Here is a 20,607-nt window from a genome sequence, read left to right on the forward strand (position 1 = left end):
ATTGTGGGTTACAGGTTTCTGAGGATAGACCGTGGCGCAAAGTTCACTTGATCCGATTGACCTACTTATTTGGTAGGAAATTAGCCGCCTGCTATTGAAACTCGGGTATATGCCCTCATTGCATGAAACACGCCTTGGGATTCGGCAGGTTTTCGTTCGCAAGAAAAAAACCTGCGCCCTCAATTGGAGAAGCAGGTTTATGAAACGACTGTCCGATATCAAGTTCTCGACCCTCGATCTGGTGCCCGTGCGGGCTAACGGCAGCGCGGCCCAGTCGCTGCGCAATTCCCTGGACCTGGCGCAGCACGTCGAGAAATTCGGCTACAACCGGTTCTGGGTCGCCGAACACCACAACATGGATGGCATTGCCAGTTCCGCCACCTCGGTATTGTTGGGCTATCTGGCGGGTGGCACGTCGACCATTCGCGTGGGATCGGGTGGCGTGATGCTGCCTAACCATGCGCCACTGGTGATTGCCGAGCAGTTCGGCACCCTTGAAAGCCTGTATCCGGGGCGCATCGATCTGGGGCTCGGTCGTGCCCCCGGTTCCGATCAGATGACGGCACGTGCCTTGCGTCGTGAGCGCTCCGGCAGCGCAGACGACTTCCCGGAGGATGTGGCGGAGTTGGTGCGTTACCTCGGTCCACGGACACCGGACCAACGCGTCATCGCGATGCCTGGCACCGGTACGAATGTGCCGATCTGGCTGTTGGGTTCAAGCCTGTTCAGCGCACAACTGGCAGGTGAGCGCGGTTTGCCCTACGCGTTCGCCTCCCATTTCGCACCGCGTTACATGCACGAGGCGATTCGCGTCTACCGCAACCACTTCAAGCCTTCAGCGGTGCTGGACAAACCCTATGTGATGCTCGGAGTGCCATTGGTTGCTGCCGACACCGATGAGCAGGCCGACTATCTGGCAACCTCGGTGTTCCAGCGCATACTCGCGTTGATGCGCGGCCAGAGTTTGGTGCAACGCCCGCCGGTGAAAACCATGGATGGCTTGTGGTTACCCCACGAAAGAGAGGCGGTGATGGATTTCCTGGGACTGGCGATGATCGGTAGCCCGCAGAAAATTCGTGCCAAATTGGACGTGCTGATCGAGCAAACTCAGGCCGATGAGCTGATTTTCACCTGCGATGTTTACGAACATGCTGATCGTCTGCATTCCTACGAGCTGCTGGCGCAGATCATGAAAGGCTGACATTGATGACCTTGTAGGAGCGAGCAAGCTCGCGATGAATCCTTAACCATCGCGAGCATGCTCGCTCCTACAGGGTGTAGCTAATTCGCTCAGCGTTTGTAGACGATTTCCTTGGTGCCCATCTCGCAAGTACCGACGACTTTTCCGCCAGATGCGCTGCCTTTATCGACAATTTCCAGCGAATATCCGGAGACGCCCTTGGCATCGAGCTTTGCTGCGATCTCGGCTTTCAGCTCTTCGCAGGATTTGCCGTCAGCAAAGGCCATACCCGCCAGACTCAACAAACCTACCGCCAAAATAAACTTCTTCATCAGTCGCATTCTCGGGTCGGATCAAAGGGGAGCACCCAGCCGTTGGCCGGATTTATTACTGTAGCGCCTTGGTATGCCCAATGGCACTCGGCCAGCGTGCCTTCTCAGAAGGCTAGACCAATGTCAGCTGCTGGCAATCCGGAACCCCACCTTGAGCGTCACTTGAAAGTGCGCAGCCTTGCCATCCTTGATGTGCCCGCGGGTTTCGGTCACCTCAAACCATTCCATGTACTTGAGGCTTTTACTGGCCTCGGCCAGTGCGTTGTTGATCGCGTCTTCAATACTGCTGGTGGACGAGCCAACGAGTTCGACTTTTTTGTAGGTGTGATGGTCAGACATGGCGTTCTCCTCAGGGTGTGAAATACAGCCTAGCAGTGATTTTCTGTCTTACTTCTGTCGGTCGATCCGACAAGGAAGTTCACATTTACTGCACTTTCTCTGGCCCCTGAAGTCCCAACCAACACACGCCACTCATCAACAATGCAGGAGAGCCACCATGGCCAATAGCTCGTTACGCAAAGCCGCATTGCAAAGCATGGAAGCGGAGATCGAGAGTCTGCTCAAATCCTTGGAGAGCCTGAAGGACGACACCTCGGACGAGTCGCGCAAAACCCTTAAGGTGCTCAAAGGTAACGCTGAGAACGCGCTGAGGCACTCGCGCCATCTGCTCTCCGATGCTTATGAGGAGGTGAAGGTGAAAACTCGCGAGACTGGGGTCGCCACCCGGGACTATGCCCAGGAGCACCCTTGGACGACAGCCGGTGTTGCCGTCGGTGCATTGGGCCTGTTAGCGGCCTACCTGTTGTTCAAACGCGGTGACTAATTCGTCTGGCGCAGCTCGTTTTTTAGCCATTGCGCCAGTTGCCGGGCGCGCCCGTCTGCGGCGCGCTTGGGCAACCACAGCGCCAGTCGCGCGGGCGTCTCGCTGAACCCCCATGGCGCCACCAGGCGGCCGGCCTTCAAGTCCTCGGCCACCAACGGCTCGGGGGCAATCGCTACACCCAGCCCGGCCACGGCCGCTTCCAGTAAGTAATACAAATGCTCAAAACCCTGACCGTACTTCAACGCCTTGGCGTCGAGACCGCTTTGTTGCGCCCAACTGGGCCAGGCTTGCGGTCGCGAAGTCGTGTGCAGCACTGGCTCGTTGAGCAGGGCTGTGGCCGGCGCGGTTTTGAGGGTGTCGTAGCGGGCGAAGCGAGGACTCATCACCGGGCCGATCCGTTCGCTGGCGAGCTCGAATACCTGCATGTCCGCCGGCCAGGGTGGCTCGGCAAACACCAGCAAAGCGTCCAGGCCTGGGCGACGGGGGTCGAGGTCGCCTTCCCCGGCTGAGAGGTGCAGGCGAAGGTCTGGCAGGTCGGCATTCAGTCGCCCCAGACGTGGAATAAACCAGCGCGCCAGCAAACTTCCCGAACATCCCAGCACAAAAGGCGCATCGACGGTGCTCTGGGTGAGCTCGCCGCACACCGTGCGCAGTCGTTCGAAGGCTTCGGCGCTGGCGTCGCGCAATCGCATGCCGGCATCTGTGAGTTTCAGGCCGCGACCTTCCTTGGTGAACAGGCTGACGCCAAGGTGCTCTTCAAGCACCTTCAACTGCCGGCTGACTGCGCCGTGAGTGACATGCAGCTGTTCGGCAGCCTGACTGACACTGTTCAGACGGGCGGTGGCTTCGAAGGCGCGCAAGGCATTCAAGGGGGGCAGGTCGTGGCTCATGGTATCTGTGAGTTTTCTTGACAGGTTGTGGCGATCTTATCGGTTTTCAGGTCCGGGCGTCAGGGGTAGAGTGAAGCCCATTCTCTCTTCACACATTCAACTGGAGCGCCAAATGACCCAGACTAATCTGCGCAACGGCCCTGACGCCAACGGCCTGTTTGGCGCGTTCGGCGGCCGTTACGTCGCTGAAACCCTGATGCCGCTGATCCTCGATCTGGCCCGCGAATACGAAGCGGCCAAGGAAGATCCTGCCTTCAAGGAAGAATTGGCCTACTTCCAGCGCGACTACGTCGGTCGCCCAAGTCCACTCTATTTCGCCGAACGCCTGACCGAGTTCTGTGGCGGCGCGAAGATTTACCTCAAGCGCGAAGAGCTGAACCACACCGGCGCGCACAAGATCAACAACTGCATCGGCCAGATCCTGCTGGCGCGGCGCATGGGCAAGAAACGCATCATCGCCGAGACCGGCGCCGGCATGCACGGCGTGGCCACCGCCACCGTGGCCGCGCGTTTTGGCCTGGACTGCGTGATCTACATGGGCACCACGGACATCGAACGCCAGCAGGCCAACGTGTTCCGCATGAAGCTGCTGGGCGCTGAAGTGATTCCAGTCGTGGCCGGCACCGGCACCCTGAAGGACGCGATGAACGAAGCCCTGCGTGACTGGGTAACCAACGTCGACAGCACCTTCTACCTGATCGGCACCGTGGCCGGCCCGCACCCTTATCCTGCGATGGTTCGCGACTTCCAGGCCGTCATCGGCAAGGAAACCCGCGACCAGTTGCAAGCCCAGGAAGGCCGCCTGCCAGACAGCCTGGTGGCGTGCATCGGTGGCGGCTCCAACGCCATGGGCCTGTTCCATCCGTTCCTCGACGACAAGAGCGTCGAAATCATTGGCGTTGAGGCGGCCGGTTACGGTATCGAAACCGGCAAGCACGCGGCCAGCCTGAACGGCGGTGTACCGGGTGTGCTGCACGGCAACCGCACCTTCCTGCTGCAGGATGACGATGGTCAGATCATCGACGCCCACTCGATTTCCGCAGGTCTGGACTACCCGGGCATCGGCCCGGAACACGCTTGGTTGCACGACATCGGTCGCGTTCAGTACACCTCGGTGACCGACGATGAGGCCCTGGCCGCGTTCCACCAATGCTGCCGCCTGGAAGGGATTATTCCTGCACTGGAAAGCGCCCATGCCCTGGCCGAAGTGTTCAAGCGTGCACCGAACCTGCCGAAGGATCACCTGATGGTGGTTAACCTGTCCGGTCGTGGGGACAAAGACATGCAAACCGTGATGCACCATATGGAACACTCTCAACAAGTGCAGTCAAAGCAGGAGAAACACTGATGAGCCGCCTGCAAACGCGTTTTGCCGAACTCAAGGAACAGAACCGCGCCGCCCTGGTGACTTTCGTGACTGCCGGTGACCCGGGTTACGACACGTCCCTGGCGATCCTCAAAGGGCTGCCGGCCGCTGGCGCCGACGTCATCGAGTTGGGCATGCCCTTCACCGATCCGATGGCCGATGGCCCGGCGATCCAGCTCGCCAACATCCGCGCGCTGGCCGCCAAACAGAACCTGGCGAAAACCCTGGAAATGGTTCGTGAGTTCCGTAAGGACAACAACGAAACGCCGCTGGTGCTGATGGGGTACTTCAACCCGATTCACAAATACGGCGTGCCACGCTTTATCGCTGAAGCGAAAGAGTCCGGTGTCGATGGCCTGATTGTGGTCGACATGCCGCCTGAACATAACGGCGAACTGTGCGACCCGGCCCAGGCCGCCGGTCTGGACTTCATCCGCTTGACCACGCCGACCACCGACGATGTGCGCCTGCCAACCGTACTCAATGGCAGCTCCGGTTTTGTGTATTACGTGTCCGTTGCCGGTGTGACCGGTGCTGGCGCGGCGACGCTGGAGCATGTCGAAGAAGCGGTCGCGCGCCTGCGTCGCCATACCGATCTGCCGATCAGCATCGGTTTCGGCATTCGTACACCGGAGCAAGCGGCGAACATCGCGCGTCTGGCCGATGGTGTGGTGGTGGGTTCGGCACTGATCGATCACATCGCTGAAGCCTCGACGCCGGAACAAGCAATCGATGGCGTTTTGAGCCTTTGCTCGGCACTCGCCGACGGCGTGCGTAAGGCGCGCGTCAGCTGAAGGTAAAGTTCCTGATACAGAGGAATTAGCGCCTCGCGGCACAGACTAAACAGCAAGACCGAGGGCTTCAGGACTGCGTTCTGAAGCCCTTTTTGTTGTGTGTGTTGTGAGGAATACCTTGATGAAAATGCCCAAACGTCTGATTGCCAGCCTGGGAGTGCTGATGCTCAGCGCGACCCCGTTGCTGCATGCCAGCGCTGATCAACGCGATGATCATGGACGTTACGATAACCACGGTGAGTACCATGGCGATGATTATCACGACCATGACAACCATCGCGGCGGGCCTCCACCGCGGGACTTCGGCCCGGTGCGCCAGGTGATTCATGACAATCACGGTTACTTCGTGCGCGGTGCACCGCCACCGCCGGGTATTTATGTGGTGCGCGGCCGGCCGTTGCCCCATGGCTATTACGGTGAACGGCTGGACAATCGTGCATTGAGTCGGTTGCCGTATTACCCCGGTTACGAATGGCGCCGCGCCGGTGCAGATATTGTGTTGATTGCGGCAGGCACGGGGATTGTTTACGAGGTTTTGCAGGGGGTTCTTTACTAAGTGGGAAGTTGACCCTTTTTGAAAAGCGGAGGCTTGGGTTACAGGGTGCATGATCCCAAGCATGCGCCCTTTATTTATGCTCACGGTTAAGGGCTGCCCCGTGCCTTGCCAAGTCCCAGAGTGATGAGAAATCGCTCTTCGGTGGGGTGGCGGTAGTCTTTGAATCGGCTCACCACCAACATCGCTTGGTATTTGTCACCGGCACGCCAGTAGGCCGAACCACCTTTGTTTACGTCGCGCAATTGAGCACGCCATTGCGGCGTGTCGGCGAACGATGGAAAGTCTTTGGTTCGTATTGGCGCCCAACCCCCTTGGCGCCATTGATCCTGTAAGTTCAGTACGACCTTGAGCGTATCGTCGAGCAGTAGTGGTTCGATTTGAGGGGACATGCGAACACTTCGAACTAATTCATCAGTGAAACTCACCGTAAAAAAACGTGCCGGTGGAGTTACGAATCCATATTGGGGATCCATGAAGCGCAAGCGCGCATCGGATTTTGGAATGTTGTACCAAGAAATCGCGGGAATGGCAGGGTCAATCTTTGCACTGGATCGTTGGCGCATCGCCTCGTACGGCTCGCCAATGACCAGTGCGATTTCCGGCATACCTGATAGCGCTTGAATCGTGGCTACTAACATGAAAGTGGCGACTGTCACTCCCAAGAGCCCATGGCGCCAACTTTTACATCGCGCCGGACTCATCGCACACCTCGTCCTGCAGCGATATCGCGAATGGCCTGCTCAATCAGGTAGCGATTACTGTTGTGCAAGTGTTGATCAAATCGTGCGGCCGCATTCAGAACGAAAGGCATGCGCTGCTGAATATCGGACAGATCGGCAAGCGGGTTATTACCAAAGCCAATGGTGCGTCCGTCGTCGGTACGGCGGCACTGGCTGGCCAGGGTCAGTTCGATTGCTTGAGCGGCACCGGATGGGAAGTCGGTAACGTATGAAATATGGTTACCTCGCAGCAGCATCACCAGTCGCATGTCGTTGTACATCGCAGGTTGCAAAATATTGACTTGTTCGTGTTCGGCCAGTAAGCGGACGCTTTCAGCGATGCTATCAACCTCGATGGCTTCGAAAGCTTGCAGGATTTGCTCGTGGTCAACACCGAATTTCAGCGTCTCTTGCTTAACCGTCCACAAGACTGGGAATTGAGCATGCCCATAAATATTCTTGCGCGAAGGTAAGCAGGCCTCCAGCGCCTTCAACCCCCGCTCCTTGTAGAAAACATGCAGTGGAAATACATCCAGAAACAGCGTGGTATTACCCATCGCCAGCATTTCGTACACGTGCCGGAGCTGCTTTTGCACGAACGACAAATGCTCTTCGTCGTTCCAGTAATCGATAAAGCTTGGTGTCGGGTTGTTCCGGCGGGCTTGCTCGTATTCCCGCTGCGCTTGCTCAAGGTCCCGCGCTCTCGCTTGCTGCTCATGATCATTTCGCCAGTTGAATAAGCTAGAGAGTTTTTTCCTGAACGCGTTCTCCCGGCGTCGTTTCGCTGCGTATTCTTGTTGGATTTTTTCCATCGAGTCCGCGGCGTGCAGCAGGCCACACCCGACCTGTTTGGAGGCGAAAGCTGCGAGGCCCGCCCATTGGAAGCGCTGATCGCCGAGCCATAAGTTGGCATAGGCGGCGTTGATCGCGCTGTTTCGCGCCTTGGGGTCTGCGATCAACCTGCCGCGTGGCGCCACGATGGCTTCCGCTCTCTGCTGGTAGCTGCGCCAGAGGTTTTCGCAGACCAGGCCCGGCAGTTCACTGAAAGCAGGTGTGGCAGCCTCCGTCGCTGGCGCGAAACCGGAAGATCGTGGCGCGATTGGACTACCGGTGGCAGCGGGCGCGGGCTGCTGAGTGGCAACCCGAGCAGCATGCGGTGAAGTACTCAGTACTGAGCCATACGAGGCTGAGAATTCCGAAGCGATCAACCTCGCCCTGCAAGGGCAACCGCTGGAGCTGTCCAGCGTGCCGGCACGCAATCGTCCATTGCTTCTCATGTAAGGAATACCACCCACAATCTTGTAGGTTTTACCGTCGACGCCACAGCTGACTGGGTCGCCTTCGCACGCATGGGCGCGGTCATTCATGCGACTGCGTGCATCGGCGTCCTTAACCCTGCCTCCGCAGGTGGTCTTGTCACCCAAAACGATGAAGTGCCCTTTAACCATCGTTGAACTCCCTGTCTCTTCGCGCCATGAGGCGCACTGCCATTAACGGTGCATTGCACCGGCTCCGGGGTTCAGTTGGCCTCAAGCGATGGCTTGAGCAAAGACGCATTACGAGGTGGCCGAAGTCGATCCAGACGTTTCCTACGAGGGCTTCGGAAACGGGAAAGAAGGGTTGTAAGAGTTTTGGCTTCTGACGGACGTCGTAAGCGAACATGAGCAGAGGTAGGAGCGAGCTTGCTCGCGATGGTCGTGAACGATGTCTCGTGTTAACCAGGTGCACGCGGCGCTCTTGAGTCCATCGCGAGCAGGCTCGCTCCTACAGTTTTTTCATCGCATTACGGTGGGCGCTCGATCAGATGCGATCGAGCGCTCTTTAAGGCAACTCCAAACCGCCCGCAGCTTTGTGCAATTTGCGCAGATGTTCACCAATCTGCTTCACATTGGCCTCGTTGGCCGCCATTTCCGCTGCGCGTTCCGGCTCGAGCAACGCTCTGACTTCCTTATCCAGATCCCCACTCAGCGCCTGTAGCTGCTTCTGACGCAGGCTGCTTTCCGATTCCAGGCGTTGCCATTCATTGGGTTGCGGCAATCCATAGCCACCGCTACCGAGCAGTTCCGCCGGACGACTGAGGAAGCCGCTGTTGTCGAGAATTCGCCGCAGGGTCTCGTTGGCCTTGTCCATGCCGCCGTTCTTCAGTTCGCGAGCCCCCAGGTAACGTTGTTTCACTTCGTCTTGAGCCAGCAGCAATTGCTGGCGGAAGCTGGCCTGCTCCAGCAGGAGCAGCGCCGCACTGGTGCGCAAGTCAGCTTGCTCGAACCATTTCCTTCGGTCCTGAGCCTTCAGATCCAGCCACTCTTCGACGGTGTCCTGTTTGACCGGCAAATGGTTTTTCAACACCTCGAACATGGCCTGATAGCGATCCCGGAAAGAATCGAAGCGATAGCCCAGACGCAGGGCCTCTTTGGGGTTGTCCAGCACGCTGGTGTCAGCCAGCCCACGGCCCTTCAGTACCTCTAGCAGGCCATTGGGCATGATGTTGTCGAGCGTCACCAATTGCGCATTGTTCGTGCCGCTGCGTAGCAGTTTCAGCTCTTCCACCGCGCAGTTGTTGGACAGGAAAAAGTAATTGCCGTCGTAACTCCAATGCATCTCGGCGGCACGTTCGACCACGCCTTCGATCTCGCGGCGTGACAGCTTCAGTGGAACGGAGGCCAGGCTGCGCAGTTCGGTCTTGGTGTATTCGTCGATCACTTGGGCCAGCGGCAGGACAAACAGGCGTGACGGGTATTTACCCACCAGCCCATCCCAGCTCGACAGTTGTACATCGCCAACGAAGGCGCGGTAGGACAGCACCAGGTGTTGATCCAGATCCAGCCGGCAATCCGGTCCACGCGGCCGACCCGGGGCGCAGATCACCAGACGCAGCATGCTGTGACCCCAACGGCTGACCCAGTTCTGGTTGGCTTCGGCAAGCAGGTAGTCGATGGCGTAGACGCGCTCCGGGTCGACCTGACCCAGGGGCGTTTTGGCAAAGTCATTGCCGGCATTGAGGAAGGCGAAGGTTTTGCCGCAATCATCCTTGGCTGCGGGCGCCCAGCCGAACCGCTCCTGGTAATAGCGGTACAGGGTAGGGCGGCGACAGGCGTAGTTCGGGTCGAGGAGGAAGTACTCCATGTTCACCGCGACGAACTCTTTGGGGCTGCTGGTCTCGTAAATGTCGGGGCTGCGGGCGATCTGGCGGTTGTGTTGCTCGCGTTCGCCACGACGGCCGACGTATTGCTGCCAGCCGGCGAGGTCGAGCAGGCGCGGATCGTCGCTGAGCGTAAAGCGACGGCCGGACTGGCCGCGACACTGATCGGGGAGGCCCACCAGGCCCGAGCTGGCATGGCGCTGGGTGCAGCGTTGAATCAGTTGGCGCTCTGGCTGTGGCCACAGGCGCGAACGATCATAAATATGGGTCAGTTCGTGCAACACCGTCGCCAGCATTTCCCGGCGCACGGTGCCGTGGGGGCGATAGGTTTTCTGGGTCGCGGCGGTGCCGTCCGTGAGGCTGGGTAGCAGTTTGCGATTCAGGTCGAGTTCGGACACCAGCGAGGCCTGGCCATAGGCGTTGCTAGGCATGTCATCGGTCCAGCCAACATCGATGCGTCGATCCAGTTGCTCGATAAAGCGCGGCGGTAGCGCCTGCATGGCTTCATCGAGCAAGGCCTGGCTGGCCTGCTGTTGTTCTGGGCTCAGGCCTTCGGTTTTAAGGTGCAGTTCAAGGCCGGCGTGGGCGCTGTTGCCGAGCAGCAACAGCGCGCCGGCCAACAGCCAGGCGGTGGGAAGCCTCACAGTGCGAGGATGGCTTCGGCGAGAGCCTGGTCACTGGCGTCGCGGGCTTCCGGTACGCGGGTGCGCAACATATCGATGGCGGCTTCAAGGTGCGCACCACGAATATCGCCGTTGGTTGCGACAAAGCTGGCGGCATCGTCTTGGGCTTCACGGACGATTTTCGAGTCCCGGATGGACGTGGTGGTGTCGGACGTGAAATCGAGTGTGCGCTGGGTGGCACGAATGAGCATGTTACTGGTGGCAACCAGGGTATGGGCCTGGGCCACATCGGCCAACAACAACAGGCCTAGGGTGGCGGCAATCAGCGGGCTACGCATGGAACAACTCCGGAGAAACAAAGGATAACTATTGGACGAGAATTGCTTGTGCCAGTTCAAGGTCGCTGGCGTGAAGTTTTAGTTGGGTCCGGCGCAGAAAACGCAGGACCGACTCCAATTGTGCGCCTCTCAGTTGACCGTCGCTGGCGATGAACGCTGCGGCATCATCCCGGGCGGCGAGCAGCAGTTTATGGTCGAAGGGCGCAGAGGTCACCATGCTTGTGGCGTAACCACTGACTACGGTGCCTTGGGTGGACAGGTTGAAGGCATCAAAAGCGTGGGCCGAACCTGGGCGGATGGCTGCAAAAAATACCGGGGTGATCAAGAAAATCGAAAGAAAACGCATGAGACCCGACAGTTCAAAGTGAGTCCCAAGGCTAGCGCAGGGGCTGATCTGCAGCCAGTGCCGAAACACCGGGACACGTTTGGCGTGCCCCGTGCCAGTTAGCCGCTTAGATCGTCAGGATCGCTTGCGCCAGTTGTGCATCTGTTGCGTTCAACTGAGGCGCCTGGTGGCGAATGTGGTCCAGGGCGCTTTCGAGCTTCACGCCGCGGATCGAACCTTCGCTGGCGACGAAGCTGGCAGCGTCGTCACGGGCCGCGAGCACGATTTTGTCGTCCTTGAACGACGACGAGACGACGTCGGTGGTCGCATCGGATGTGGCTTTGAGCGCGTTGACGACAGCGTCGGTGGTCACGATGAAGCTGGTTGCGCTGGCATTGGCTGCCACGGCAAACAGGACTGCAGCGCTGAGCAGACGAAGGCTGGACATGGGGTAACTCCTTTGGGTCGATCAGTTGAAATTTGGCGCGGTGTCTGGAGAGTCAAGCGTTAGACACTCTGTGTTCGCCAAGTTCTGGGTGGATAGTAGGCCTGCGCGTGACGCTGCGCCAATGTGTTCCTGTAAGTACCTAGGCAAGCTAGCGATATTTATTAAACTGTACAGGTGTATTGTAGTTTTTTTAAAACTGTACTTCTTTCACTTTTTTCGCTCCTGAAACGACAAAGCCCGCCGTGATTTCCCACGACGGGCTTTGCTTGTTCAATTCGGGTTGCTGGCGGTGGACCTTGAAGTCAGGGCCAGCGACGCTGATTTAGCGCCAGAACGGCTTGCTCAGCTCTTCGAAGCGTTGTGCTTCGCTAATCCCGGCGTCAGCCAGCAGACGCGAATCCAGGCGAGCCAGTTGGTGGCGGCTGGAGATGCGGCGCTGCCACAGCATCAGGTTGGCGATAACGCGCAGAGGCATGGAAGCCTGGGTTTTTGCAGCGGTGTCTTCGAAGAACAGTTCGGAACTGAGTGTACGTTCCATGGTTTTCATCCTTCCGCTTGTGGCGGGATTAGGTAGTGGTTTAACTGGTGCCCATCTTCCTCTTGTTTGCCTAGTCTCTGTAGATACAGTTCATCTGTATTGTGAGAGCTCAGTTAACTGTTTATAGGGGGTGTACTGGTCGAAATTGAGGCAACTGTACTTGTCTGCACTATTAAGGTGCGATATTGAAGATTTGGTGGGTCTGTGTAAGCGTTTTCTGTAGGAAATGACCAGTACAGCAGTACAGTTTTTTCCAGATTTTGAAGGGGAGTGAAACAGCTGGCGAAACTGTGTTTGCACCAACTGTTATTTGAGGTGATTACTTCTTCAGCATTTTCCCGGTTTCTTCCAGGTTTATGTGCCAGCTCAGTGCATCACGCAGGATGTGCGGGGTGTGTCCGCCGACGGCGCAGGCGGCGGTGAAGTAATCGTTCAGCGCCTGGCGGTAATCAGGGTGCACGCATTTGTCGATAATGACCCGGGCACGCTCGCGGGGCGCGAGGCCTCGCAGGTCGGCCAGGCCCACTTCAGTCACGAGGATGTCGACATCATGTTCGGTATGGTCAACATGGCTGACCATCGGCACCACGCTGGAGATCGCGCCGCCTTTGGCAATCGACTTGGTCACAAACACTGACAGGTGAGCATTGCGCGCGAAGTCTCCCGAACCGCCAATGCCGTTCATCATTCGCGTGCCGCAGACGTGGGTAGAGTTGACGTTGCCGTAGATATCAAACTCCAGCGCCGTGTTGATGCCAATGATGCCGAGGCGTCGCACGACTTCCGGGTGGTTGGAGATCTCCTGAGGGCGCAGAACAAGTTTGTCCTTGTAGCGTTCCAGGTTGCCGAATACGTCGGCATTGCGCCGGCTCGACAGGGTGATGGAGCTGCCCGAAGCAAAACTCAGCTTTCCGGCGTCGATCAGGTCGAATGTCGAGTCCTGCAGCACCTCGGAATACATCGTCAGGTCTTCGAATGGCGAGTCGATCAGGCCACACATCACCGAGTTGGCGATGGTACCGATGCCGGCCTGCAGCGGGCCAAGTTTGTTGGTCATGCGCCCAGCGGCCACTTCTTGTTTGAAAAAGTCGATCAGGTGGTCGGCAATGGCTTGGGTCTCGGCGTCCGGCGCCAGCACGGTGGACGGTGAGTCAGTCTGATTGGTGACCACGATGGCCACGATTTTTTCAGCTGGAATCGGGATGGCGGTGCTGCCAATGCGGTCGTCGACCTTGACCAGCGGAATCGGCGTGCGAGTCGGGCGATAGGTCGGAATATAAATGTCGTGCAAACCTTCGAGGTTCGGGTTGTGCGCCATGTTGATTTCGACAATGACATGCTTGGCGAAGATCGCGAAGCTGGCCGAGTTGCCCACGGAAGTGGTTGGCACGATATGCCCTTGCTCGGTGATGGCCACGGCTTCGATGACCGCGATGTCCGGCAGCTTCAGTTGCTGATTGCGCAATTGCTCCACGGTTTCCGACAAGTGCTGGTCGATGAACATGACTTCACCGGCATTGATTGCCTTGCGCAGGGTGCTGTCGACCTGGAACGGCATGCGTCGCGACAGTACGCCGGCTTCGGTCAATTGTTTGTCGAGGTCATTGCCCAGGCTGGCGCCAGTCATCAGGCTGATCTTCAGTGGCGTGACCTTGGCGCGCTCAGCCAGCGCCTGAGGGACGGCCTTGGCTTCGCCGGCGCGGGTAAAGCCACTCATGCCGACGGTCATGCCGTCCTCAATCAGAGCGGCAGCGTCGGTAGCGCTCATCACTTTGTCCAACAACGAAGGCAGGCGAATACGGTCACGGTACATGGATTGTTATCTCGGAAAGCGGGTAGCTGGATGCGCAGTCTATTGAATTTCCCTGGCCCCTGTCCCGCTACCAAGGTCGCAAAAGAGCCGTCTATTCCGGGGCTTTAAAGCAAAACACCGTTACCGTATCGGTAATAAAGCGGTGGTTTTGTCCGACGATTTGCGCAAACAAAAACGCCCCGACAGGTCGGGGCGTTTTGTGTTGCAGGCGAGGGTTACTCGACAGCCTTGACCATGTCTTCGATGACCTTTTTCGCGTCACCAAACACCATCATAGTCTTGTCCAGGTAAAACAGTTCGTTGTCCAGACCGGCGTAGCCGCTAGCCATCGAGCGCTTGTTGACGATGATGGTCTTGGCTTTGAACGCTTCGAGAATCGGCATGCCGGCAATTGGCGATTTCGGATCGTTCTTCGCGGCCGGGTTGACCACGTCGTTGGCGCCCAATACCAGCACCACGTCGGCTTGGCCGAACTCGGAGTTGATATCGTCCATCTCGAACACCTGGTCGTAAGGCACTTCGGCCTCGGCCAGCAAGACGTTCATGTGTCCGGGCATACGACCGGCGACCGGGTGGATCGCGTACTTCACGGTCACGCCGCGATGGGTCAGCTTCTCGGTCAACTCCTTCAGCGCATGTTGCGCCCGTGCTACCGCCAGGCCGTAGCCCGGAACGATGATCACGGTGTCGGCGTTGGTCAGCAGGAAGGTCGCGTCGTCAGCCGAGCCGGATTTCACCGGGCGGGCTTCTTTCGCGCCTGCAGGGCCACCTGCATCGGCTGTGTTGCCGAAACCGCCGAGCAATACGTTAAAGAAAGAGCGGTTCATCGCCTTGCACATGATGTACGAGAGGATTGCACCAGACGAACCCACCAGCGAGCCGGCGATGATCAGCATCGAGTTGTTCAGCGAGAAGCCGATACCCGCCGCTGCCCAGCCGGAGTAGCTGTTGAGCATGGACACGACGACCGGCATGTCGGCACCGCCAATCGGGATGATGATCAGCACGCCGAGCACGAAGGCCAGCGCCAGCATCAGGCCGAAAGCAACGTAGTCGCCGGTGAGCATGAAGGTCACGCCCAATGCCAGTGTGGCCAGGCCCAGCAGCAGGTTCAGCTTGTGTTGGCCGCCGAATTGTACCGGTGCACCCTGGAACAGGCGGAACTTGTACTTGCCCGCCAGTTTGCCGAAGGCGATGACCGAGCCGGAGAAGGTGATTGCACCGATGGCAGCGCCGAGGAACAGCTCCAGGCGGTTACCGGCCGGGATCGCGTCACCGAGCTGCTGGACGATGCCCAGCGACTGCGGCTCGACCACGGCAGCCACGGCGATGAACACCGCTGCCAGGCCGATCATGCTGTGCATGAAGGCAACCAGCTCGGGCATCTTGGTCATTTCAACGCGCTTGGCCATGATCGAGCCGGCAGTACCGCCGATCAGCAGGCCGATGACCACATAGACGATACCGTCATGGGCCAACTCGGCACCGAGCTTGTAGATCAGGCCCACGGTGGTGAGGATCGCCAGGCCCATGCCGAGCATGCCGAACAGGTTGCCGCGACGCGAGGTGGTGGGGTGCGAGAGGCCCTTGAGCGCCTGGATGAAGCAGACCGAGGCGATCAAATACAGGGACGTAACCAGGTTCATGCTCATGCTTGCTGCACCTCAGCCTTGACTGCTTCGGCCTTGGCTACAGGAGCCTTTGCTGGAGCCGCTTTCTTTTTGAACATTTCCAGCATGCGCCGGGTGACCAGGAAGCCACCGAACACGTTGACCGCGGCCAGGGCCACGGCCAGGGTGCCCATGGTCTTGCCCAGCGGGGTCACGGTGAGGGCGGCGGCCAGCATGGCGCCGACGATCACAATGGCCGAGATGGCGTTGGTCACCGCCATCAGGGGGGTGTGCAGCGCAGGTGTCACGTTCCAGACCACGTGGTAACCGACATAGATGGCCAGTACGAAGATGATCAGGTTGTAGATACCGTGAGAGATCAGCATGTCTTCCATTGTTTTTATCCTCAGCCGTTCTTGCGCACGATCTGGCCGTCGCGGCACATCAGGCACGCGGCGACGATATCGTCTTCAAGGTTGATCACCAGTTGTCCTTCTTTATCGAACAACAGTTTCATGAAGTCCAGCAGGTTGCGGGCATACAGTGCCGAGGCATCGGCTGCGACCGCCGCCGCCAGATTAGTCGGACCGACGATGGTCACGCCATGCGCGACAACCACCTGGTCAGCCACGGTCAACGGGCAGTTGCCGCCTTGGGCTGCAGCCAGATCGATGACCACCGAGCCCGGCTTCATCTGCGCCACGGTTTCCGCACTCAATAGCGTCGGCGCCTTGCGGCCCGGAATCAGGGCGGTGGTAATGACGATGTCGGCCTGCTTGGCGCGTTCGTGCACGGCCACGGCCTGACGCTGCATCCAGCTGGCGGGCATTGGGCGGGCGTAACCGCCGACACCGACGGCGCATTCGCGTTCTTCATCGGTCTCGTAGGGCACGTCGACGAACTTGGCGCCGAGGGACTCGATCTGCTCTTTAACCGCTGGACGCACGTCGGACGCCTCGATCACCGCACCCAGGCGTTTCGCCGTGGCGATCGCCTGCAATCCAGCAACACCGGCACCGAGAATCAGTACCCGCGCCGCTTTCACGGTACCTGCGGCGGTCATCAGCATCGGCATGAAGCGCGGATAGTGATGAGCGGCCAGTAGCACGGCTTTGTAGCCGGCGATGTTGGCCTGTGAGGACAACACATCCAGGCTCTGGGCGCGCGAAGTACGCGGCGCGGCCTCAAGGGCAAACGCGGTAATGCCGCATTCGGCCATTTTGGCGATGGTTTCGTTGCTGAACGGGTTGAGCATGCCCACCACAACGGTTCCGCGCTTGATCAGCGCCAGCTCGCTGTCGCTGGGTGCGACCACTTTGAGGATCAGCTCGGCGCCAAACGCATCATTGGCGCTGCCAATGGTTGCGCCTGCCGCTTCATAGGCACTGTCGACGACACTGGCATTAATGCCGGCGCCGCTTTGAACAGTGACCTTATGACCCTGGCCGATCAGCTTCTTGATGGTTTCCGGGGTAGCAGCAACCCGTGTTTCACCCGTCTGGGTTTCGAGAGGAACACCAATGTGCACGTCAAATCTCCTGCGTGATCTTATTAAGTAAACCCATGCACTACGGATGGTGCGGCTGGGGCGGCCGATCAGCACGACCCCGCCAAATCAGGGCGGGGCGCGGCATTTTGCAGGCGAACTTTATGCCCTTCAAGGGATTATGACGTGTGACGGAAAATTAACTACAAGTCACCCCGTGACCGAATGTCGCATCAAATCGATCTAATCCCTTGTGCAGCATGCCTTCCAAGGGATTTTGCCGAAATTTAAGATTTTTCACATCGGCCATATGAATGATGCTTTATTGCTTCGAAATAGAGGCGCAAAGCCATGTGTTCAGGCGCTTGTGGGACGTTTGTACTGCTTACGGATACAGTCTTCGAATATGCGACAAATACTTACATCTGTAGGGTTTTTATTTTGCTGACTACGGAGTCAGTAATTAGCTGTGAGCCTTTATCCTTCTAGGTTGTAGCTGTGAGCCTGTGTGACCAGCCAATCTCGAAAAGCCCTCAAGGACGCGGATTCAACCTTTCGCTCGGGAATCATCAGGTAATAAGCCTTAATGCTTGAGAGTGCCTGAGGGTTGGCGATGACCAGTCTTTTTTCGGCCAATTCGCGCTGAATCAGAAACGGTGGAATCAGGGCGATGCCCATGTCGTGCATGGCTGCTTGGGCCAGCATGGAGAATAGCTCGTAGCGTGGTCCTGTCATGTCGCGTGGGACATTCAAGTGCTGAGAGTCGAACCATTGTCGCCAGGCATAGGGCCGAGTTGTTTGCTGCAGCAGGGGCAGTTCGGCGATTTCACCGGCGGTCAGTTGAGTTTTTTTCCCCAGTAAATTGGGGCTGCACACGGGAAGCGGGTGTTCACCCATTAATCGGTGGGACTCTGTGCCTGACCAATCCGCGTCACCGAAGTAAATAGCGGCGTCAAATTCAGTGTCGGCAAACAGGAACGGGCGCGTCCGGTTTGTCAGGTTGACTGTCACTTCCGGGTGTTTTTGCTGGAAGTCTTTGAGTCGAGGGAGCAGCCACTGGGTGCCGAAAGTCGGGACCACGGCCAGTTCGATCACGTTGGTGCCTTGTTGGCCCATCACGGACAGGGTGTCCCGCTCGACCGCGTCAAGCTGAGTCGCAACCCGTCGGCTGTAGGAAAGACCGGCTTCTGTCAGCTTTACTCCTCTGCGCGAACGCCTAAACAATTCAACGCTGAGGAACTCCTCAAGGCTGGCAATCTGTCGGCAAATGGCGCCCTGGGTCAGCGAAAGCTCCTGCGCGGCCTTGGTAAAGCTCTCATGGCGTGCGGCCGCCTCAAAGCTGATCAGGGCGGTTGTGCTGGGTATCTTCCTGCGCATGTACTTCAACCTCACTAATACATCGCGATAATTGAGTTTAGCGACGTTTCGGAGTGAGAAATTAGCACAACAGTATGCGAAATCCTCGTTTGCCGAGCGGCCGAACCCGGCCTAGGATCAGTCCCACGTTATTTGACCCGTTTCGAGAGGACACACTCATGGCCGGTAAAGCTAGTTTCAACTGGATCGATCCCCTGCTGCTGGATCAACAGCTCACCGAAGAAGAGCGCATGATCCGCGACACCGCCGCGCAGTTCGCCCAGCAGAGCCTCGCGCCGCGCATTCTCGAAGCGTTCCGTCATGAAAAGACCGACCCGGCGATCTTCCGCGAAATGGGCGAAGTGGGCCTGTTGGGTGCGACCATTCCAGAGCAGTACGGCGGCAGCGGCTTGAACTATGTCAGCTACGGTCTGATTGCTCGTGAGGTCGAGCGTATCGACTCCGGCTACCGCTCGATGATGAGTGTGCAGTCCTCGCTGGTGATGGTGCCGATCAATGAGTTCGGTACCGAGGCGCAGAAACAGAAATACTTGCCGAAACTGGCCTCGGGCGAGTGGATCGGCTGCTTCGGTCTGACTGAACCTAACCATGGTTCCGACCCGGGCGCGATGATTACTCGTGCGCGCAAAGTGGAAGGCGGCTACAGCCTCACTGGCAGCAAGATGTGGATCACCAACAGCCCGATCGCCGATGTATTCGTGGTCTGGGGTAAGGATGATGCAGGTGACATTCGCGGCTTCGTACTGGAGAAGGGCTGGAAAGGCCTGAGCGCTCCGGCGATTCACGGCAAGGTTGGCCTGCGTGCATCGATCACCGGCGAGATCGTCATGGATAACGTCTTCGTGCCGGAAGAGAACATCTTCCCGGATGTCCGCGGCTTGAAAGGTCCTTTCACCTGCCTCAACTCCGCGCGTTACGGCATTTCCTGGGGCGCGCTGGGTGCTGCCGAGTTCTGCTGGCACACCGCTCGCCAGTACACGCTGGATCGCCAGCAGTTCGGTCGTCCATTGGCTGCCACTCAACTGATCCAGAAGAAGCTGGCCGACATGCAGACCGAAATCACTATGGCGCTGCAAGGCTGCCTGCGTCTGGGTCGTATGAAGGATGAAGGGACCGCTGCGGTGGAAATCACCTCGATGATGAAGCGTAACTCCTGCGGCAAGTCCCTGGATATCGCGCGCATGGCTCGCGATATGTTGGGTGGCAATGGTATCTCCGACGAGTTCGGGGTCGCTCGCCACCTGGTCAACCTGGAAGTGGTGAATACCTATGAGGGTACGCACGACGTCCACGCACTGATCCTGGGTCGTGCGCAGACCGGCCTTCAAGCGTTCTATTAATAGGAGAACGGCATGGGCGCGCTTTCGCATCTGCGGGTACTGGATTTATCGCGGGTATTGGCCGGGCCGTGGGCTGGGCAGATTCTTGCGGACCTTGGCGCCGAAGTGATCAAGGTCGAGCGTCCGGGCAATGGTGATGATACGCGCGCCTGGGGTCCGCCTTTCCTTAAAGACGCCTATGGTGAGAACACCAGCGAGGCCGCCTATTACTTGTCGGCCAATCGCAACAAGCAATCGGTGACCATCGACTTCACCCGTCCTGAGGGGCAGAAGTTGGTGCGTGACCTGGCGGCGAAGTCGGACATTCTGATCGAAAACTTCAAGGTTGGCGGTCTGGCAGCTTATGGACTGGACTACGAGTCGTTGAAGGCGATCAATCCGGAGCTGATTTATTGCTCGATTACCGGGTTTGGTCAGACCGGTCCTTATGCCAAGCGCGCGGGTTATGACTTCATGATCCAGGGGCTGGGTGGCCTCATGAGTCTGACTGGGCGACCTGAAGGCGATGAGGGTGCGGGCCCGGTGAAGGTTGGGGTGGCGCTGACCGATATCTTGACGGGTCTCTACTCGACGGTGGCAATCCTGGCGGCGCTTGCTCATCGGGACCATGACGGTGGTGGTCAGCATATTGATATGGCGTTGCTGGATGTTCAGGTGGCGTGCCTGGCGAACCAGGCGATGAACTACCTGACGACAGGCAATGCTCCCAAGCGTCTGGGTAATGCTCATCCGAACATCGTGCCTTATCAGGATTTTCCTACAGCGGATGGCGACTTCATCCTTACCGTGGGTAATGACGGGCAGTTCCGCAAGTTCGCGGAAGTCGCCGGGCAGCCTCAGTGGGCGGACGATCCGCGGTTTGCTACCAACAAACTGCGAGTGACGAATCGGGCGGTGCTTATTCCGCTGA

Annotated in this window: 22 protein-coding genes (1 of these 22 only partly in view); 7 read left to right on the forward strand and 15 right to left on the reverse strand. The window is 58.3% G+C overall.

Going from position 1 to position 20,607, the window contains the following annotated elements; genetic code table 11:
* Positions 1-199: 199 nt before the first annotated feature.
* The gene (locus ABTV22_RS00460; protein ID WP_433738046.1) at positions 200-1,201 is read left to right on the forward strand and encodes an LLM class flavin-dependent oxidoreductase; all 1,002 of its coding nucleotides are present in this window, start codon (positions 200-202) and stop codon (positions 1,199-1,201) included.
* Positions 1,202-1,290: 89 nt separating this feature from the next.
* Here ABTV22_RS00460 and ABTV22_RS00465 read toward each other — a convergent pair whose 3' ends face one another.
* A complete protein-coding gene (locus ABTV22_RS00465) occupies positions 1,291-1,512 on the reverse strand; it encodes a DUF1161 domain-containing protein (RefSeq protein WP_433738048.1) in 222 nt (73 codons plus the stop codon).
* A gap of 123 nt (positions 1,513-1,635) precedes the next feature.
* Positions 1,636-1,851 carry a dodecin gene (locus ABTV22_RS00470; protein WP_090327193.1) on the reverse strand — a complete coding sequence of 72 codons (216 nt, stop codon included), beginning with the start codon at positions 1,849-1,851 and terminating at the stop codon, positions 1,636-1,638.
* A 157-nt stretch (positions 1,852-2,008) separates the two neighbouring features.
* Between ABTV22_RS00470 and ABTV22_RS00475 the strand changes: the two genes are divergently transcribed.
* The gene (locus ABTV22_RS00475; protein WP_433738050.1) at positions 2,009-2,335 is read left to right on the forward strand and encodes a DUF883 family protein; all 327 of its coding nucleotides are present in this window, start codon (positions 2,009-2,011) and stop codon (positions 2,333-2,335) included.
* On the opposite strand, the gene ABTV22_RS00480 is transcribed toward ABTV22_RS00475, so the two are convergent.
* Complete coding sequence (locus ABTV22_RS00480) at positions 2,332-3,225, reverse strand: LysR family transcriptional regulator (RefSeq protein WP_433738051.1); 894 nt, start codon at positions 3,223-3,225, stop codon at positions 2,332-2,334. The two genes, ABTV22_RS00475 and ABTV22_RS00480, sit on opposite strands and share 4 nt — an antisense overlap.
* 112 nt (positions 3,226-3,337) lie before the next feature.
* Here ABTV22_RS00480 and trpB point away from each other — a divergent pair, with 112 nt between their 5' ends.
* The 3 genes from trpB (at position 3,338) to ABTV22_RS00495 (ending at position 5,941) form a co-directional block, all read left to right on the forward strand.
* Entirely contained in the window at positions 3,338-4,573 is a 1,236-nt protein-coding gene (gene trpB, locus ABTV22_RS00485; protein WP_433738053.1) for a tryptophan synthase subunit beta, read from the forward strand.
* The gene (trpA, locus tag ABTV22_RS00490; RefSeq protein ID WP_433738054.1) at positions 4,573-5,385 is read left to right on the forward strand and encodes a tryptophan synthase subunit alpha; all 813 of its coding nucleotides are present in this window, start codon (positions 4,573-4,575) and stop codon (positions 5,383-5,385) included. Before trpB ends, trpA begins: the two co-directional genes overlap by 1 nt.
* A gap of 121 nt (positions 5,386-5,506) precedes the next feature.
* Entirely contained in the window at positions 5,507-5,941 is a 435-nt protein-coding gene (locus ABTV22_RS00495; protein ID WP_433738055.1) for an anti-virulence regulator CigR family protein, read from the forward strand.
* Between the two features lie 86 nt (positions 5,942-6,027).
* On the opposite strand, the gene ABTV22_RS00500 is transcribed toward ABTV22_RS00495, so the two are convergent.
* The 12 genes from ABTV22_RS00500 to ABTV22_RS00555 all read right to left on the reverse strand — a co-directional run bounded on the left by ABTV22_RS00500 (position 6,028) and on the right by ABTV22_RS00555 (position 18,357).
* Entirely contained in the window at positions 6,028-6,642 is a 615-nt protein-coding gene (locus ABTV22_RS00500) for a hypothetical protein (protein WP_433738056.1), read from the reverse strand.
* The gene (locus ABTV22_RS00505) at positions 6,639-8,108 is read right to left on the reverse strand and encodes a PAAR domain-containing protein (RefSeq protein ID WP_433738057.1); all 1,470 of its coding nucleotides are present in this window, start codon (positions 8,106-8,108) and stop codon (positions 6,639-6,641) included. The genes ABTV22_RS00500 and ABTV22_RS00505 overlap by 4 nt, the downstream gene beginning before the upstream one ends.
* Before the next feature lie 373 nt (positions 8,109-8,481).
* Positions 8,482-10,443 carry a DUF4105 domain-containing protein gene (locus ABTV22_RS00510; RefSeq protein ID WP_433738058.1) on the reverse strand — a complete coding sequence of 654 codons (1,962 nt, stop codon included), beginning with the start codon at positions 10,441-10,443 and terminating at the stop codon, positions 8,482-8,484.
* Positions 10,440-10,760 (reverse strand): DUF2388 domain-containing protein, encoded by a 321-nt coding sequence (locus ABTV22_RS00515; protein WP_433738059.1) that lies wholly within the window; start codon positions 10,758-10,760, stop codon positions 10,440-10,442. The genes ABTV22_RS00510 and ABTV22_RS00515 overlap by 4 nt, the downstream gene beginning before the upstream one ends.
* Positions 10,761-10,788: 28 nt before the next feature.
* Entirely contained in the window at positions 10,789-11,106 is a 318-nt protein-coding gene (locus ABTV22_RS00520; protein WP_433738060.1) for a DUF2388 domain-containing protein, read from the reverse strand.
* A gap of 106 nt (positions 11,107-11,212) precedes the next feature.
* Complete coding sequence (locus ABTV22_RS00525) at positions 11,213-11,533, reverse strand: DUF2388 domain-containing protein (protein ID WP_433738061.1); 321 nt, start codon at positions 11,531-11,533, stop codon at positions 11,213-11,215.
* 322 nt (positions 11,534-11,855) lie between these two features.
* On the reverse strand, positions 11,856-12,008 hold the full coding sequence (locus ABTV22_RS00530) for a DUF1127 domain-containing protein (protein ID WP_433741544.1): 153 nt from the start codon (positions 12,006-12,008) through the stop codon (positions 11,856-11,858).
* 382 nt (positions 12,009-12,390) lie between these two features.
* Positions 12,391-13,884, reverse strand: coding sequence for an acetyl-CoA hydrolase/transferase family protein (locus ABTV22_RS00535; RefSeq protein WP_433738062.1), 1,494 nt, complete (start codon positions 13,882-13,884; stop codon positions 12,391-12,393).
* Between the two features lie 215 nt (positions 13,885-14,099).
* A complete protein-coding gene (locus ABTV22_RS00540; protein ID WP_433738063.1) occupies positions 14,100-15,536 on the reverse strand; it encodes an NAD(P)(+) transhydrogenase (Re/Si-specific) subunit beta in 1,437 nt (478 codons plus the stop codon).
* The gene (locus tag ABTV22_RS00545) at positions 15,533-15,889 is read right to left on the reverse strand and encodes an NAD(P) transhydrogenase subunit alpha (RefSeq protein WP_096514028.1); all 357 of its coding nucleotides are present in this window, start codon (positions 15,887-15,889) and stop codon (positions 15,533-15,535) included. The genes ABTV22_RS00540 and ABTV22_RS00545 overlap by 4 nt, the downstream gene beginning before the upstream one ends.
* 11 nt (positions 15,890-15,900) lie before the next feature.
* Positions 15,901-17,022 carry a Re/Si-specific NAD(P)(+) transhydrogenase subunit alpha gene (locus tag ABTV22_RS00550; RefSeq protein WP_433738064.1) on the reverse strand — a complete coding sequence of 374 codons (1,122 nt, stop codon included), beginning with the start codon at positions 17,020-17,022 and terminating at the stop codon, positions 15,901-15,903.
* 435 nt (positions 17,023-17,457) lie between these two features.
* Complete coding sequence (locus ABTV22_RS00555) at positions 17,458-18,357, reverse strand: LysR family transcriptional regulator (protein WP_433738065.1); 900 nt, start codon at positions 18,355-18,357, stop codon at positions 17,458-17,460.
* Positions 18,358-18,515: 158 nt separating this feature from the next.
* Between ABTV22_RS00555 and ABTV22_RS00560 the strand changes: the two genes are divergently transcribed.
* Both ABTV22_RS00560 and ABTV22_RS00565 read left to right on the forward strand, forming a co-directional pair.
* Positions 18,516-19,697, forward strand: coding sequence for an acyl-CoA dehydrogenase (locus ABTV22_RS00560; protein WP_175375562.1), 1,182 nt, complete (start codon positions 18,516-18,518; stop codon positions 19,695-19,697).
* Between the two features lie 12 nt (positions 19,698-19,709).
* Positions 19,710-20,607, forward strand: the 5' portion of a protein-coding gene (locus ABTV22_RS00565) for a CaiB/BaiF CoA transferase family protein (RefSeq protein WP_433738066.1). It continues 323 nt past the right edge of the window; the window shows 898 of its 1,221 coding nt (coding positions 1-898); it begins with the start codon at positions 19,710-19,712; the stop codon falls past the right edge of the window.

The sequence above is a fragment of the Pseudomonas putida genome (genome assembly GCF_050990305.1).
In the GTDB taxonomy this organism is placed as follows: domain Bacteria; phylum Pseudomonadota; class Gammaproteobacteria; order Pseudomonadales; family Pseudomonadaceae; genus Aquipseudomonas; species Aquipseudomonas putida_AH.